Here is a 14,532-nt window from a genome sequence, read left to right on the forward strand (position 1 = left end):
GTGCATCTTCTTTCGGAGAGCCGCCGCAACCCGCAAGAAGCAGGGTTAACAGACCAACAACGGTATAGGCAGATAACTTGCGCACAGGGAAATTCCTTCCTGGTTCATGCGGAAAACTCACGGAATCTATCGGGCACGGGAACCATGTACCCCGCCGATGATTATAAATGTATTCGCAGCGGGGGTTAAATCCACATCGGCCTCACTTCACTGCGGCCTTCCGAAGGCCCTCGAGTACCGCGCGGGGCGCGACGAAGACCGTGCCGTGGCGGATGCCATCGGGCATCACAATCTGCTCCGAAACATCTTCCCAGGTCTTCCGATCAACGGAGCGCACCGCGCCATAGCGATGATCCATATACTTGTCGAAGTAAACCAGCCACTGGCCCTTCCAGTGCACCGCGGAGGGGCCTTCGGCCCAGTAGTCGCCCGTAATCTTCGGCGAGGCCGCACTCCAGGGGCCTTCCGCTTTCTCCGCCGTGGCCACGCGGATGTTCTTCTCCTCGGGCTTGAGGGTCTCGTTCTTAAGGAACATGACGTATTCGTTCCCCGCCTTCACCACCGTGGAATCGATTACATTGAAGCCGGGATCGTAGAAGAGTTTCGTGTCGCTGAAGGTCTTGAAGTCTTTCGTGGCCGTGTAATAGATCCTGTGATTGTTTTCGCCGTCCCCCTTCCCCTCGGTCTCGGGAAAGCGCCCCGGAATCGTAGTGGCCCAGAAAATGAGGTACTGGCCGGTGGCGTCATCGTAGAAGGCCTCCTGCGCCCAGGCATTCCGGGCGGTGGGCTCGTGCATCATTACCGGAACATACTGCTGCTCCGACCACGAAATCAGGTCCTTCGAACTCGCATGGCCAATGCCCCGCTCCTGCCAGCCCGGCGTCCACACCATGTGAAACAGACCATCCGCGCCGGTGATGATGCAGGGATCCCGCATGAGCACCGATTCGCCCACCTTCGGTGCGAGCCACACGTGGTCCTTGCGCACCTCCTCCCAGCGGAGGCCATCCTCGCTCGTGGCGAGATACAGCCCCGCCTCGCCGTTGTTGCGGAAGAAGGAAAAGAGAAGGACGTTGTCCTCCTCGGCGGCCCTCAGCGGAAGCGCGGAGAGCAACGAGATCGCAATCGCGGTGATGCAAAAATGCCGGCGGTGGATTGAAGGCTTCATGACCATTTTCCCTTTCTGTTCACTCGACGAAACAAGGCCATCATAGTACTCCACACGCCGAGGAACGATAAACGGCGATGCGACCGAGATGCCATCGCTGGTAGCGCCGCTCTTGATCCACTTTGCCCTTTGTGCCTTGGCGCCTTTGCGTGACCTCTTTTTCTCGGCCCACGCACAGTTTCAGTTGCACGAGGTGAGCAACTCCTCCCGCCCCGCGTTGCCCCGCCCCGCCGTGCTCCTTTACAATACCCCCTCGAAGTCTCGAAAGGCCCCCATGAACACCATTGAACGCACCTGGCTCACGCTGAAACATACGTGGAAGTTTGCCCGCAAGGGCAAGCGCTGCCAGTTTCCCATTCCCAGTCTTCATGTGGACGGCCACGTGGAGTTGGGGGATCTGTGCCGCTTCCGCAACAACGTGACACTGCGCACCCGGGGCGAGGGCAAAATAGTCTTCGGGAACCGTTCCGGTTTGAGCTGGGGCTGCACCGCGGAGGCCCACCAGCTTATCCAGATTGGCAACTACACGGCCATCGCGGAGTACTCCTGGATCTGCGACACCATGCCCGTGCTCAAGGGCTCCACGAAGGGTTGCCGCGAGGTGGCGTACGTTTCAAAGCCGATCCACATCGGCAACGACGTATTCGTTGGCAGCGGCTGCATCATCGGACCCGGCGTCACGATTGGCGACGGCGCCGTGGTGGGCCCCTTCAGCGTGGTGACGCGCGATATTGGACCGCTGGAGATTTGGGCGGGCACGCCGGCGCGCAAGCTCGGCCACCGCACCGAAGGCGTGACCGAGACACAACTCCAGTCGTTGCGCGATCTGGTTGCCGAGCAGGGCATCCAGGGAAATCGCTACGAGAGCCCTTCCCTCGCCCAGAAAATTGCGAAGAAGATCCTTCGGAAACTGAAGAAACTGGTTCGTTAGAAGGTTGCCCATGCCCGTCCGCGCCATCACTTTTGACTACTGGATGACCCTTTTTCGCGAGCAGGACCGCGACGTGCGCCATGAGCACCGCGCGGAAGCCTTCTGCCGGGCCACGGGCGCACCCCAGGCGGACGTAAGCCGCGCGCTCAAGGCCGCCCACGACTACTTCTTTCAGGTTCACGTTGCCGAACAGCGCACGCTGGAACCCATCGATGCGGTGCGCATGGTATGTCGCGATCTGGATCTGAGCATTTCAGATTCGCTCGCCGACGAACTGGCCCACGCCTTCGGCACGTCGATTTTGGTCTATCCCCCCGGCCTGATCGAAGGCGCCCTTGACGCCGTCAAAGCGGCCGCCGCACGGGGCCCCATCGGCATCATCTCCGACAGCGGCATGAGCCCCGGATCTTCACTGAAGAAGTTGCTGGATTTGCATGGATTTACACCCTATTTCACCCACATGACCTTCTCCGACGAGCTCGGTGTGGCCAAACCCCAGGCGGCCATGTTTAATCGAACCGCCGACGCACTCGGCGTGGCCCCACACGAACTCCTGCACATAGGCGATCTGGAACCCACGGATATCGTGGGTGTGCATGCGGTCGGCGGTGTGGGCGCCCTCTTCGCCGGCGCGAATGATCGCTTCGCGGAAAATACGACCGCGGAATACGTCTTTCGCCACTGGGGTGAATTCCTCGACGCGCTACCGGGGATTTGAAAAACGCGGGCTCGGTCGCTCTTACCCCAGTTTCACCCGCTCCAGCGTTGCGCTCCAGGGTGTTTCTTCCGTGCTGATCAACGCATAACGCGCGACGCCCTCTTCCGCCGTGAGCGATCCCGGCGCGACGAATAGCGCGCCGTCCACGTGGCGCGTGAAGAAGTCATCGGTGCCGCCGCTGACAATTATATCCGCGCGCGTAATTTCGCGCTGGCGCTTCAACTTTGCCACGGGCGTATCCACCGTGATCACTTCACGCGGATTGCCGGGCGAACCATGGCACACGATACCAGCGAGCCCTTCGACAATGAATTCGCGGGTCTTTCGCCAGTCCCGGAGCCGTTCCAGATTCTGACTGCTCAGGTACTCATGGGCCTCGCGCAGCGCCGTCAGACTCGCTTCATCGACTTTGCGATCCAGTGTTTCCTGCTTGCGCGAGTATCGAACAACCATGCGATCCCGGTTGCCCTGCACGCAGATCACGCCGAATTCTTCCAGCAGCGCAATGACTTCGTTCCCGCCATTGCCGCCCATCACCGCGTCGCCCGTGTGCAGAATCGTCTGAATTCCCATGTCGGCGATCGCATTGAGCGCGCAATGGAGCGCATTTTTATTGCCGTTTATGCTGCCGATTGCGGCGAAGATCATGAATTTGTTCCTTCCAGGAAAAAAAATTTCTGGCCGCGTTGCGCGGCGTTGCGAACTATACGCGCTTCAACTGCGGCCTTCAACGAAATTGTAAACCGCTGAAATTAAAGACGTTGCAAAACTTAAATCGTTTTTTTGACTTTAGCGACCGCCAATCGGCCTGTAAAATAAGGGCGATTTGGCACCCAAAAAATTTTTAGCATTGAAAATAGGGCTTGACAAATCATTATTTAGAAGTTAATCAATACACCATCGCTGAAGGCGCTTCCGGTAGTTGCGCGCAGCACCGGAGAGAGTATACGTCTGTCGCGTATCTTGGGCCGGCGCCGACAGCATTCAAGACCCATTGATTTCAAAGGAGAAACAACCATGACCATTAAAAAAGCCAAGCCGACCGACAAGGCCCTCACGAAGTCCAAAGTCATCGAAGCCCTGGCCGAAGAAACCCAGCTTTCCAAGAAGGACATCGGCAACGTGCTCAACGCGCTGACCGAACTGTCCTACGCCCAGGCCGCCGTCGGCTTCACCATCCCCGGCCTCGGCAAGCTGGTCGTCCAGCAGCGCAAGGCGCGCAAGGGCCGCAACCCGAAGACCGGCGAGACCATCAAGATCGCTGCCAAGAAGGTGCTCAAGTTCCGCATCGCCAAGGCCGCGAAAGACGCGATCACGCCCGCCAAGGAAAAGAAATAGCCTATACCGCTTAACTGCGGCGCTGACCCGGCCCGGTCTTCACTTCGGTGAGGCCGGGTTTTTTTGATTGACAATGTACAATTGACAATTGACAATGAAGAGATTGAGCAACCTGCCAGCCAGAGATTTTCCGCCCGATTCTCGTTGTCAATTGTCAGTTGTCAATTGTCCATTATCCATTGTTGGTCGCGCGCTGAAGCGACGCATAGGCCACGAAATAATCGCGAATGGCCTGCACCAGCGCGGTCTTCGCCTGGGTGCGCGCCAGTTCCGTGTCAATGATCTCCGTCTGCGTGCCCGCGCCTTCCTTGTAGCGCAGCTCCGCCAGGCGCACGCTCTCCTCCGCCAGTGCAACCGTCTCTTTGCCCGCGCGCATCGAAGCCGTCGCTTCATCCAGCCGCACGCAGGCCTGTTCCACATCCGCCGCCACGAGACGCTCCAGGTCGTCCAACTGAATGCGCAAACTCTCCGCGCGCGCGCGGACCTCGCCCAGTTCATGCTTGCGCTGACCGCCGAGATAGAGATCCCACTGCGCGCCTACGTTCACCTGCCAGCCATCCGTCAATACGCGTCCGCCATTGTCCACGCTCTGCCACTTCACCGTGGCCGCCGCCTGAGGAAGGTACTTCCCCTTTACGCCCTTTTCCTGCTCGCCTGTCGCGGCGAGGGCTTCCTGAAGGGCGAGCACTTCGGGGCGTTTCTCGCGGGCCTGCGCAATCAGTTCCGATGCCTTGGCTTCCACGGGAGACCAGGGCAGCGACGCATCGTAGCTCAGGGGCTGGTGCTCCGGCAGCGCGAGAATGCGGCGCATGTTGATATCCGCGAGCTTCGCGCCGGCCAGAGCCGCCTCAAGATCGGAGCGCCGCGCGCCCGCTTCGGTCTTCGCGCGCATCACCTCAAAGTTGGTGATGGCACCTTCGCGCTGCAGGGCCTCCGTATCCTTCACATGACGCTCAAAGGCCTCCAGGGCCTCCGTGGCCACCGTGACGAGCGAAGCGGCCAGCAGGGCATTGTGGTAGGCTTCCCGCGCCTGATAGGCAATCTCCGCGCGGACGGCATCGCGGCGCCACACTTCCGACGCGGCAAGATATTCCGACGCCTTCACCGCCGCCTGCACCTGGCCGCCCGCGTAGATCAACTGCGTGATGCTCAGGCCCGTGGTGGTGGTCGCTTTGTCCGGCGCATAGCCTTCGGCGCCGATCAGTTTTTGAATGCCCGCGCGGCCGATGCCTTGATCAAGTTCCTCAATGTAGTTGTAGGCGGCCTGTCCCTTTATCTGTGGCAGCCGCCGCGCCTTCGCCTGGCCCGTCTGGGCCTCGCGCAGGGCGATATCGGTGTCGGCTTCGAGCACCTGGGCATTGTTTTCGAGCGCCAGCGCCACGCACTGATCCAGCGTCAGGGCCAGCGTCTCCAGCGCCTCGCCCCCTTCGACGCTCGTGTGATATGCTTCGGGCTCCGCAAGGATCGGCCCGGCCTGCTCCAGGAGTTGCTCCAGTTTTGGATCGGCCTGGGCCCCCGCGGTCAGCAGCGCGGAAGAGCAAAAGGCAAGGCGAAAAAGCGTGGATGATTTCATGGGGACAGACTCCCGAAAGGGTTAAGGCAGCGCCTGATCTTAATGCCCCCGGCTTGGGGCAGTCAAAGGCCCGCCTTCGCGCAACGTTCACCCGGCAGCATTTCCACACCAGCATCGGAGCATACCCATGAGCGAACTCATCATCGTGCGCCACGGCCAGGCCTCGTTTCTGTCCGGAAACTACGACCAGCTTTCCGAACTCGGCGTGGAGCAGGCGCGACGCCTGGGCGAGTTCTGGGCCGCACAGGGCACCCACACCACGCGTTTCGTCGTGGGCCCGCGCAGGCGACATCGCCAGTCGGCCGACGCCATCCTCACGGCGCTGAACGCCGCAAACCTGACCCCCACAGAAATCGCCGAAGATGATCGCCTCGACGAGTTCGACTGGGACGGCCTCTTCCGCTATGCGAACGGCACCCTCGCCGAACGCGACCCCGCCATCGGGGCGCTGAAACACGCCTTCGAATCGGCGCCGGATATCACGGCAAAGCGGCGCACCATCCAGCACTACATGGAGGCCGTCACCACGCAGTGGGCGGCGGGCGCGTTTCACGAAGATGGACTCGAAACCTGGGACGAGTTTCGGAGCCGCGTGCAAATTGCAGTGACGCTTCATACCGGGGGTTTGCCCAGAGGAAGCCGCGTGGTCCTGGTGACCTCAGGCGGCGTCGCAGCGGCCTCGGCGGGTCATGTGCTCGGTCTGGATGCCCCGCGAACCCTGGGCCTCATCTGGACCCTGCGCAACGGCGCCCTCGTGGAGTATCTCTTCGGCGGCGGCCGCATTTCGCTCAGCAGTTTCAACAACGCGCCCCACCTGACCGAAGCGCGGCACTGGACCTATCGGTAGCGAAATTTGATCAGTCCGATCAGTCCGATCCGTCTGATCCGTCTGATCCGTCTGATGAACTCCCAGAAAATGAAAAGGCCCTCCGCCACCTCGGCAGAGGGCCCTGGAATCGTTCAGTCGCTTATTTTGTGTGCCCCAGAATCGCCTCTTCCTTGAAACTCGCCAGCATCACCGTGGCGCGGGAATCCGTGGTATAGACCACGTAGATCGTGCCGTCCTTCGCCTGAATCGCCATGGGATAGGCAAAGGTATTGCCCGGCGCCACCACATCCCGGCGATGGGGCCAAGTCTTGTCGTTGTCCTCGGAAATCGCGATGGTCAGGGGAATCCGCTCGTTCATGTTGTCGTTGTAGGCCAGCAGCAAATGGCCGTTCTGCAACTTGATGAAACCCACGGCCGCATTCGGATTCGGAAACTGGGAATCTTTGCCGCGGGTCCAGGTATCGCCGCCGTCGTGAGACTCCGCGCGCACCAGATAGCGGTTCGTGCTCGGTTCGTAGCCACCGCCCACGCGGCAATAGGCCACCAGGTAGTCATCCGTGATCTGCACGGCCTCGGGCTGGAGATTGCCCTTCTTCGACTTGATCCGCTTCGTCGGCGTCCACGTGCGCGTCTTCGGATTGTGGCGCATGAAATACGACGTGGTGTCCCGCCCGATCACCTCGCGGTCGCTGCCCGTCTCGTGATAAACCGGCAGCAGGTAATCCCCGTTGTTCAGCACAATCGGACGACCCCGCACCATGGTGCCCATCTCAAAACCCAGGTTCATCGAATCCGACCACGTGTGGCCGCCGTCTTCGGAGATCTTCGCCTTGATCAGCGACTCGGACCACGTGGCGCCGATGCGCTGCACATAAAACAGCCACACCAGACCGTCCGGCGCCTGCCACACGATACCGTTGCCCTCGCCCTGAAATGGCGTGTCCGCCAGCAACTGCGGCTCCGACCATTCCGTCTGACCCGGTGAACGACGAATACCGTAAACCTTGGACTCATCCTCATATTCACCGCCGCCGCCATAAAAGGTAATGAAGATATCCCCGTTGTCCAGCTCCGTGATCGCGGCGGGGTGCTTGTAGGCCCCCGGCTTCTCCGTGCCGATCACCTTCTCCACCTTGATATCGTCCGCCGCGAGCGCGGAAGCCGAAAGAAAAACCAGCGCCAAAGCGCAGGACAGGGAATTACGCAACATGAAAGCTACTCCTTGTTGGGGTGAAACTGGACGTCGTCGACACCGGGGTAGAATAAAGGGTGGCCGAGATGAAACTCAATTAAAACTCGAATTCGCCCAGCGCTATTTCGTATGCCCCAGAATCGCCTCTTCCTTGAAGCTTACCAGAATCACCGTGTCGCGAATACCGGTCGTGCAGATCACGTGAATGGTCCCGTCCTTCGCCTGAATCGCCATGGGGTAGCCGAAGGTATTGTCGATGCCGCTCGTAGCCAGATCGCGGCGATGGGGCCAGGTCTGGTCGTTGTCCTCGGAAATGGCCGCCGTCAGGGGCGTGCGATAGTTCATGCTGTCGTTGAAAACCAGCAGCAGCTTGCCGCTTTGCAGCTTGATAAAGCTCACCGCCGAATTCGGGTTGGGAAACTGGGAGTCCTTGCCCCTGCTCCACGTCTCGCCGCCGTCGCGGGATTCGGAGCGGAGGATGTAGCGCGAAGTGCTGGGCTCAAAATCACCGCCGGGGCGGACATAAGCGATGAGATGCTCGTCCGTGATCTGGACGGGCTCCGGCTGGAGATTCCCATGCTTCGATTTGATCCGCCCGGTCGGGGTCCACGTGCGGGTCTTCGGATTGTGACGCAGAAAATAAGATTTCGTGTCAGGGAAGGTCCGGTCGATGTCGCTGCCCGTTTCGTGATAGACCGGCAGCAGGTAGTCGCCGTTGTTCAGCACGATGGGAACCCCACGGCACATCGTGCCCAATTCAAAGTCGAGCACCATGGAGTCAGACCACGTCTCGCCACCGTCTTCCGATATCTTCGCGAGGGTCCGCGACTCCGACCAGGTGTCGCCGTAGCGCTGGACGTAGAACAGCCACACCAGGCCGTCGGGCGCCTGCCAGGCGATGCCGTTGCCCTCGCCCAGGAAGGGCGTGTCCGCCAGCAGCTTCGGCTCGGACCATATCGTCTCTCCCGCCTTCCGTCGAATCCCCCACACCTTGGAATCGTCCTCATACTCCCCGCCGCCTCCGTAGTACGTCGCAAGTAAATCACCGTTGTCCAGTTGGGTAACGGAGGCCGGGTGCTTGTACTTCCCCGGATGCTCCTTGCCGATGACATGCTCGATGAGGATATCCTCGGCGGAGAAGACGGGCGTGACGAGCAGGGCGAGCGCGCCTGCGCAAAAAAGCGCGGTATAACGCATGGGTAGATCTCCGTTGATGTGCGAGTCGGACGTCATCACTGCGACTCAAAGGATATCTGCTGAGCAGACGGAATGCAACGCGACCGGGGGACGGACCCGCGCAACAGTGCCAGGTATCGCGGCAAGAACATTTACAACCCCCAGAATCGCAAGGTAACGAGGCGCACCATGAAGCGCGGGCCTGTCCCAGGGGATGCCGGAAAAGAACCGGACCGCTTGGCAGACAAACCACGAAAGACCCCCGTTTTCCGGTCCCTACATCAACTCGAAGAAACTCTCCTTGCCCAGATGCTTAAGATAGGTATCGGCGGCTTTCTGCAAGCTCGCCATCTATGCGAGCGAGTGCCAGCCGCCGTGGCCGCGATAGGTCATGCGCTCCACGCTGAACATGCGCTTCGCCTTGTCTTCCAGCGTAAATCGAAGCACAGGTTCGACCCGTGAAGTATCCAGCATCTTGTCGATGTTCGACTCGGGTGGCCTGAATTCCGCCCGAAACGCCGCCTGCCCGGCCGGGTCGAGATTTGAAAAGATTCGGGACAACAAGCTCTGTTCGCTTATGCGCGCGCCGTTCAACGAGTCCGCGAGATCCTGCAAGTCCCCGGCGGAGCGCCGTGGCTCGTAGACCGTGAGATGAGGCCCTTTCTCGGCCACCCGATAGCCCGGCAGGCCCAACGCCGCGAGTTTGGCTTCGATGAGCCGGATTTCGAGTAGATTGATTTCCGGCGTTAGAATCTTGCGCGCGGAGACTTCTCCATTGGGGCCTTCGACAATTTCCATGCCGTCGGGCACAGAATCGAGCGCTCCCGCCCGTGTGGTCTTCATGACGTAGCGGGTCGCGCCCTTCCTCGTGGTCGCGGCGTGGAGGTAATAGGTCTTTCCCATCCGGTTCGTGCGGGATACGGGTTCGTCTGGTTTCGCCATGGGTTGGTTCCTCGCGTTTTCAGTATATTTATGGCCGCATGATACGAAAACGGCGCTCGGAGTTCGAATGTACGGTATTTTCCGCTCCCTTGGATTTAGTGCTATACTCGACTCAAGGAAATCTGAGAAAGGGTGACCGTCATGAGCGATCTAGAGACGCTCCGAGAGCAAGTTCTGGCGTTGCCGGTTATTGACCGCGAGCTGATTATGGAAGATATCCTTGCCAGTTTCAGCCCGGCGGGTCAAGAAGTCATTAGCAGTGCCTGGGCTCACGAAATAGAGAGCCGAAGAAGGGGCTATGCGGAGGGCCGCATCCCCACTGTTTCGTTGGAAGAATCCAGGCGGCGATTGGGGATATGATGGATGTGAGGCTGCTTGAGCCCGCGCAGCAGGAACTCGAAGAGGCGGCAGGGTACTACGAAGCGCTGGAGGACGGGCTCGGTATCAGCCTCGCAACAGAATTTCACCAAAGCTTGGATCGTATTCGAGAATATCCCAAATCCTACCCAGTTATCTCTGGGAATGTACGTCGTTGCATGGTTCACCGCTTTAAATATCAAATTGTCTACGATCTTGTGGATGACCTGATCGTAGTTCTGGCGGTAGTACACGAACGGCAAGATCCGAAGATTTGGCAAGATCGTATTTGACTCTTGGCGCGACCGGCTTCAGCCCGCCAAATCTTCCAACTGCACCGCGCCGAATTGCTCTTCGCACAGCGCGCGGTAGGGGCCTTCTTCGTTGATGAGGGCGTCGTGGGTGCCGTCCTGCACGATGCGGCCATCTTCAATCACCACCACGCGATCACAATCCACTACGGTGGCGAGGCGGTGGGCAATGACCAGCGTGGTGCGGCCTTTCATCAGGCGCTCCAGCGCTTCCTGGATCACATTTTCCGCGTGGGAGTCGAGGCTGGAGGTGGCCTCGTCGAGGATGAGGATCTCGGGGTCGCGCAGGAAGGCCCGGGCGATGCTGAGGCGTTGCTTCTGGCCGCCGCTAAGCGTCACGCCGCGCTCGCCGATGAGGGTGTCGTAGCCCTTGGGAAGTTCCTCCACAAACTCGTCCACGTGGGCCATGCGGGCCGCTTCGAGCATTTCTTCTTCCGTGGCGCCGCGCCGCCCGTAGAGAATGTTCTCCCGCACGGAACCTCCGAACAGGATGGCGTCCTGCATCACCATGCCGATTTTCTCGCGCAGCGAGTGGAGCGTGACCTCGCGGATGTCCTGACCGTCGATGCGGATCGCGCCGCGCTTCACGTCGTAGAATCGGGGGACGAGCTTCACCAGCGTACTCTTGCCGCCGCCGCTGCGGCCCACGATGGCTACGGCGGTTCCGGGCTCCACATCGAGGGAAATACCTTCGATCACGGGCTGATCGTCGAGATAGGAGAAATGCACGTCCTCAAACGTAATGCGGCCTTCCGTCAGTTGGAGGGGTTTCGCATCGGGCGCGTCGGCAATGTCCGGCTGCACGTCCAGGATGGCAAAGACGCGGTCCATACCCGCGAGCTGCATCTGCACGGCGGCGGAGGCGTCGGCCAGGCGGCGCGTGGGCAGGTAGAGGTGTGCCAGGTAGCCGCTGAAGGCCACGAGTTCGCCGGGCTTGATCGACCCCTTCACCGCGAGCCAGGTGCCCACGAGCGTCACCACGAGCGGTCCGACCATGGTGAAGAATTCGCCCACCTGAAACATGGAGACGTGGATCCGGGTACGCACCATGACTTCGTCGTAGTAGTTGCGATGCAGCTTCATGAAACGGAGGCGTTCGGAACGCTCGCGCACAAAGGACATGACCACGCTGTGGCCCGTGAGTTTTTCGTTGATCTCGCCGGAAAGGCGGGACATTTCGTCGAGGGAGCGCTGGGACGCCACACGGAGGCGCGGATTCAGAACGCCGAAGACGAGGGCGTACATGGGCAGGGTGAACAGACTCGCCGTGGCCAGTTGCCAATTCTCGAAGAAGAGAAAGATCACCACGCCGACGAGAAAAATGAAATCGACGCCGACCGACATGACGCCCCGATCCAGAATGCCCTGGGCCTGGTTAATGTCGTTGGTCAGGCGCGAAGTCGTGGCCCCGGTGCGTTGTCCGGCGTGGTAGGCGAGTCCCAGCGATTGCACGTGGGCATAGAGCGCGTTGCGAATATCGAAGATGGTGCGATTGCCCGCCAGCTCCGCCCAGTAGGAACGGTAGTAGGCAATGGGAATACGCCCGATGAAGACCGCTATCAGAATGGCCGACATCTGGAGCAGCCGGCTCATCTTCTCATCGCCGGGAATATCCGCCAGGATGATGTTGTCCACGGAATAGCCCATGGCAAAGGGAAGCAGGAGAGCGAGGGTAAACTTCACCACGCCCGTCGCCACCGAACCGATGATGTAGAAGCGGTAGGGGCGGGCGTAGCGGAGAAAGCGCCAGAATGTGGGGGAGCCGAAGGTCATGCGACATTATATCAATGGACAATGGACAATGGACAATGGACAACTTTTTTTACCGTGTAGATTCTACGATTGGCTCTACATTTGCAAAAGTTGACCTCTTCCTCCTCGTTGTTCGTTGTCAATTGTCAATTGTCCATTGCCTCCCCTCGCAGCAGCCCATAGATCATATCATCCGTGAACTCGCCATTCTTGAAGAAGCGCTCGCGCTGGCATCCTTCCAGGCGAAAGCCCGCCTTCTCCAGCACGCGCCCGGAGGCCATGTTCCAGCCAAAGTGACCCGCTTCCAGCCGGTGATAGGCCAGGGTCTGAAACGCATAGGCCACAATCGCCCGAAGCGCCTCGGTCATGTAGCCCTGACCCCAGTACGCTTCGCCCAGCCAGTAACCGATCTCCGCCGTCCGCGCGAGGACGTCCTCTCGCGGGTGGATTCCGATTCCGCCGGCCACCTCACCTTCGATTTCGATGGCGAATCTTCTGCACGGGCCCTCGGTGGCCAGGCAGCTCTGAATCCACTCATCGGCGTCGGCCTCGGTGTAGGGCGAGCGAAACATGTTGCACAGGTTGCGCGACACGTTGGGGTTGTCCGCATGGCGCAAGAGCGCGGGCTTGTCTTCCCGTTGCCAGGGGCGCAAGCGCAGGCGGGGTGTCTCTATTTCCACGGGTATGATCCTTCCAGGTTGGCGCGGGTTGGAGACGCGTATACCTTGGGGAGCACAATGCATACCGCTGGCGTCCTACACCGATTACAGGGACAGCAGGCAACGAAGACATCAAGGCCTTCAGGGGCCACGCGGCCCTGCCGTCCTTCAAGTCCTTCAAGTCCTTCAAGTCCTTCAAGTCCTTCAAGTCCCTCAAGTCCTTCAAGTCCTTCAAGTCCCTCAAGTCCTTCAAGTCCCTCAAGTCCTTCAAGTCCTTCAAGTCCCTCAAGTCCCTCAAGTCCCTCAAGTCCCTCAGGTCCCTCAAGTCCCTCAAGTCCCTCAAGTCCCTCAAGTCCCTCAAGTCCTTCAAGTCCTTCAAGTCCTTCAAGTCCTTCCGCTCACTACCGCACCATCAATTCCAATGCCCACTGGATCACCTGCACATCAAACAGCAACTGCACCCCCGCCACCAGGGTCAGCACCATGATGATTCGGCTGAACCACCACTCCGACACCCGGTGGTGCATCCAGTGGCCCAGCCACGACCCCACCGGTATGAGCGCCACGAGGCACGCGTCGAACCACAGCACGCTCGTGTCCACCAGACCGGCCCAGGTATAGAAAGGCAGCTTGGTAATATTGATCAGGGTGAAGGTCCACGCCACCGTGCCGACGAAGAGGGTCTTGTTGAAACCCTGAGAGTAGACGTAGAGACTCACAATCGGCCCCGCGGCATGGGCGATGGTGGAGGTAAAACCGGCCAAGACGCCGACGGCCACGGCGGTCCTTCGACCCGCCTTGTGGTGCGCCACCCACGCCATGGAACGATCCTTCGCGGCGATGTAGAGCCCGAAAACAATCGCGATCACCCCCACCATACGTTTGATCAACTGGCCGTAAAACTCCACGCCCTCCCGACCGATCTGCCACCACACCAGCGCCCCCAGCACGATGCCCAGGCACGACGGCACAAAGATCCGCATCACCTGCGCCCAGTCTTTGTTGTGCCGGTGGTGATAGATCGCATTCAGGTCGCACAGAATTAAGAGGGGCAGCAGCGTCGCCGCCACTTTGTCCACCGGCATCACCAGCATCATCAATGGCAGCGAAAGAATACCCGCGCCGCCCGCAAAGCCCGACTTGCTGATGCCCTGAATAACGATGGCTACGGAGACGAAGATCCAGAAGAGCACGACCGGCACGCCGGGCTCGATAAATGCGCTGAACATGAAGAAGGCTTTCTATTGGAAGGACATCGAGGGCGTAGTATAGCGCAACGACGGGACCGTCCGGAACGCAGAGGCGCTCGAACGACTACAGGAAGTGTGGTTCGAGCGATGAAACCCCGTTGGACGAGGCACTCCATGCGTTCGGGACCGTCCCGCGCTTTTAAAACGGAGGACGGTCCCGCACGCGCGGTTGATCTCCCTCGGTTGGAGGGTACCTCCTGGCGCAACGCGGCTTTTGCGGAAGGCGTTCTTGTTCGTGCGGGGCAGTCCCCCCGGACCCAATCGAGTAGGGGGAGGGGTTACCCCTCTCCCCCTCTCACACCACCGGGCATACCTGCGCGGTACCACGGCGGTTTC

The 14,532-nt window shown here is 60.1% G+C and carries 15 protein-coding genes and 1 pseudogene; 6 read left to right on the forward strand and 10 right to left on the reverse strand.

Annotated elements, in window-relative coordinates; translation table 11 throughout:
- Positions 1-202: 202 nt before the first annotated feature.
- Positions 203-1,135 carry a glycoside hydrolase family 43 protein gene (locus JNK74_04415; GenBank protein MBL7645418.1) on the reverse strand — a complete coding sequence of 311 codons (933 nt, stop codon included), beginning with the start codon at positions 1,133-1,135 and terminating at the stop codon, positions 203-205.
- Between the two features lie 595 nt (positions 1,136-1,730).
- On the opposite strand from JNK74_04415, the gene JNK74_04420 reads away from it, so the two are divergent.
- Entirely contained in the window at positions 1,731-2,099 is a 369-nt protein-coding gene (locus JNK74_04420) for a hypothetical protein (GenBank protein MBL7645419.1), read from the forward strand.
- Between the two features lie 10 nt (positions 2,100-2,109).
- Positions 2,110-2,817 (forward strand): HAD family hydrolase, encoded by a 708-nt coding sequence (locus JNK74_04425; protein MBL7645420.1) that lies wholly within the window; start codon positions 2,110-2,112, stop codon positions 2,815-2,817.
- Between the two features lie 21 nt (positions 2,818-2,838).
- On the opposite strand, the gene JNK74_04430 is transcribed toward JNK74_04425, so the two are convergent.
- Positions 2,839-3,465 (reverse strand): metallophosphoesterase family protein, encoded by a 627-nt coding sequence (locus JNK74_04430; protein MBL7645421.1) that lies wholly within the window; start codon positions 3,463-3,465, stop codon positions 2,839-2,841.
- A gap of 369 nt (positions 3,466-3,834) precedes the next feature.
- Between JNK74_04430 and JNK74_04435 the strand changes: the two genes are divergently transcribed.
- Positions 3,835-4,155: an HU family DNA-binding protein gene (locus JNK74_04435; protein ID MBL7645422.1), complete on the forward strand. Its 321-nt coding sequence runs from the start codon at positions 3,835-3,837 to the stop codon at positions 4,153-4,155.
- A gap of 172 nt (positions 4,156-4,327) precedes the next feature.
- On the opposite strand, the gene JNK74_04440 is transcribed toward JNK74_04435, so the two are convergent.
- Complete coding sequence (locus tag JNK74_04440; GenBank protein MBL7645423.1) at positions 4,328-5,728, reverse strand: TolC family protein; 1,401 nt, start codon at positions 5,726-5,728, stop codon at positions 4,328-4,330.
- Positions 5,729-5,855: 127 nt separating this feature from the next.
- On the opposite strand from JNK74_04440, the gene JNK74_04445 reads away from it, so the two are divergent.
- Positions 5,856-6,575: a histidine phosphatase family protein gene (locus JNK74_04445; GenBank protein MBL7645424.1), complete on the forward strand. Its 720-nt coding sequence runs from the start codon at positions 5,856-5,858 to the stop codon at positions 6,573-6,575.
- 121 nt (positions 6,576-6,696) lie between these two features.
- Here JNK74_04445 and JNK74_04450 read toward each other — a convergent pair whose 3' ends face one another.
- The 3 genes from JNK74_04450 to JNK74_04460 all read right to left on the reverse strand — a co-directional run bounded on the left by JNK74_04450 (position 6,697) and on the right by JNK74_04460 (position 9,867).
- Positions 6,697-7,767 (reverse strand): exo-alpha-sialidase, encoded by a 1,071-nt coding sequence (locus JNK74_04450; GenBank protein MBL7645425.1) that lies wholly within the window; start codon positions 7,765-7,767, stop codon positions 6,697-6,699.
- 102 nt (positions 7,768-7,869) lie between these two features.
- Positions 7,870-8,946, reverse strand: a complete 1,077-nt coding sequence (locus tag JNK74_04455; GenBank protein ID MBL7645426.1) for an exo-alpha-sialidase — start codon at positions 8,944-8,946, stop codon at positions 7,870-7,872.
- Positions 8,947-9,276: 330 nt separating this feature from the next.
- On the reverse strand, positions 9,277-9,867 hold the full coding sequence (locus JNK74_04460) for a hypothetical protein (GenBank protein ID MBL7645427.1): 591 nt from the start codon (positions 9,865-9,867) through the stop codon (positions 9,277-9,279).
- Positions 9,868-10,008: 141 nt separating this feature from the next.
- On the opposite strand from JNK74_04460, the gene JNK74_04465 reads away from it, so the two are divergent.
- Complete coding sequence (locus tag JNK74_04465; protein ID MBL7645428.1) at positions 10,009-10,227, forward strand: addiction module protein; 219 nt, start codon at positions 10,009-10,011, stop codon at positions 10,225-10,227.
- A complete protein-coding gene (locus JNK74_04470; GenBank protein ID MBL7645429.1) occupies positions 10,224-10,517 on the forward strand; it encodes a type II toxin-antitoxin system RelE/ParE family toxin in 294 nt (97 codons plus the stop codon). The genes JNK74_04465 and JNK74_04470 overlap by 4 nt, the downstream gene beginning before the upstream one ends.
- Positions 10,518-10,535: 18 nt before the next feature.
- Here the strand turns inward: JNK74_04470 and JNK74_04475 are convergent, their stop codons facing one another.
- The 4 genes and pseudogenes from JNK74_04475 to JNK74_04490 all read right to left on the reverse strand — a co-directional run bounded on the left by JNK74_04475 (position 10,536) and on the right by JNK74_04490 (position 14,175).
- The gene (locus tag JNK74_04475) at positions 10,536-12,308 is read right to left on the reverse strand and encodes an ABC transporter ATP-binding protein (protein ID MBL7645430.1); all 1,773 of its coding nucleotides are present in this window, start codon (positions 12,306-12,308) and stop codon (positions 10,536-10,538) included.
- A gap of 125 nt (positions 12,309-12,433) precedes the next feature.
- Positions 12,434-12,967 carry a GNAT family N-acetyltransferase gene (locus JNK74_04480; protein ID MBL7645431.1) on the reverse strand — a complete coding sequence of 178 codons (534 nt, stop codon included), beginning with the start codon at positions 12,965-12,967 and terminating at the stop codon, positions 12,434-12,436.
- Positions 12,958-13,338: pseudogene (locus JNK74_04485) on the reverse strand (hypothetical protein). The gene JNK74_04480 and the pseudogene JNK74_04485 overlap by 10 nt, the downstream one beginning before the upstream one ends.
- A 9-nt stretch (positions 13,339-13,347) precedes the next feature.
- Positions 13,348-14,175 carry a sulfite exporter TauE/SafE family protein gene (locus JNK74_04490; protein MBL7645432.1) on the reverse strand — a complete coding sequence of 276 codons (828 nt, stop codon included), beginning with the start codon at positions 14,173-14,175 and terminating at the stop codon, positions 13,348-13,350.
- Positions 14,176-14,532 lie beyond the last annotated feature (357 nt).

It is taken from the genome of Candidatus Hydrogenedentota bacterium (assembly GCA_016791475.1).
Classification (GTDB): Bacteria; Hydrogenedentota; Hydrogenedentia; order Hydrogenedentales; family JAEUWI01; genus JAEUWI01.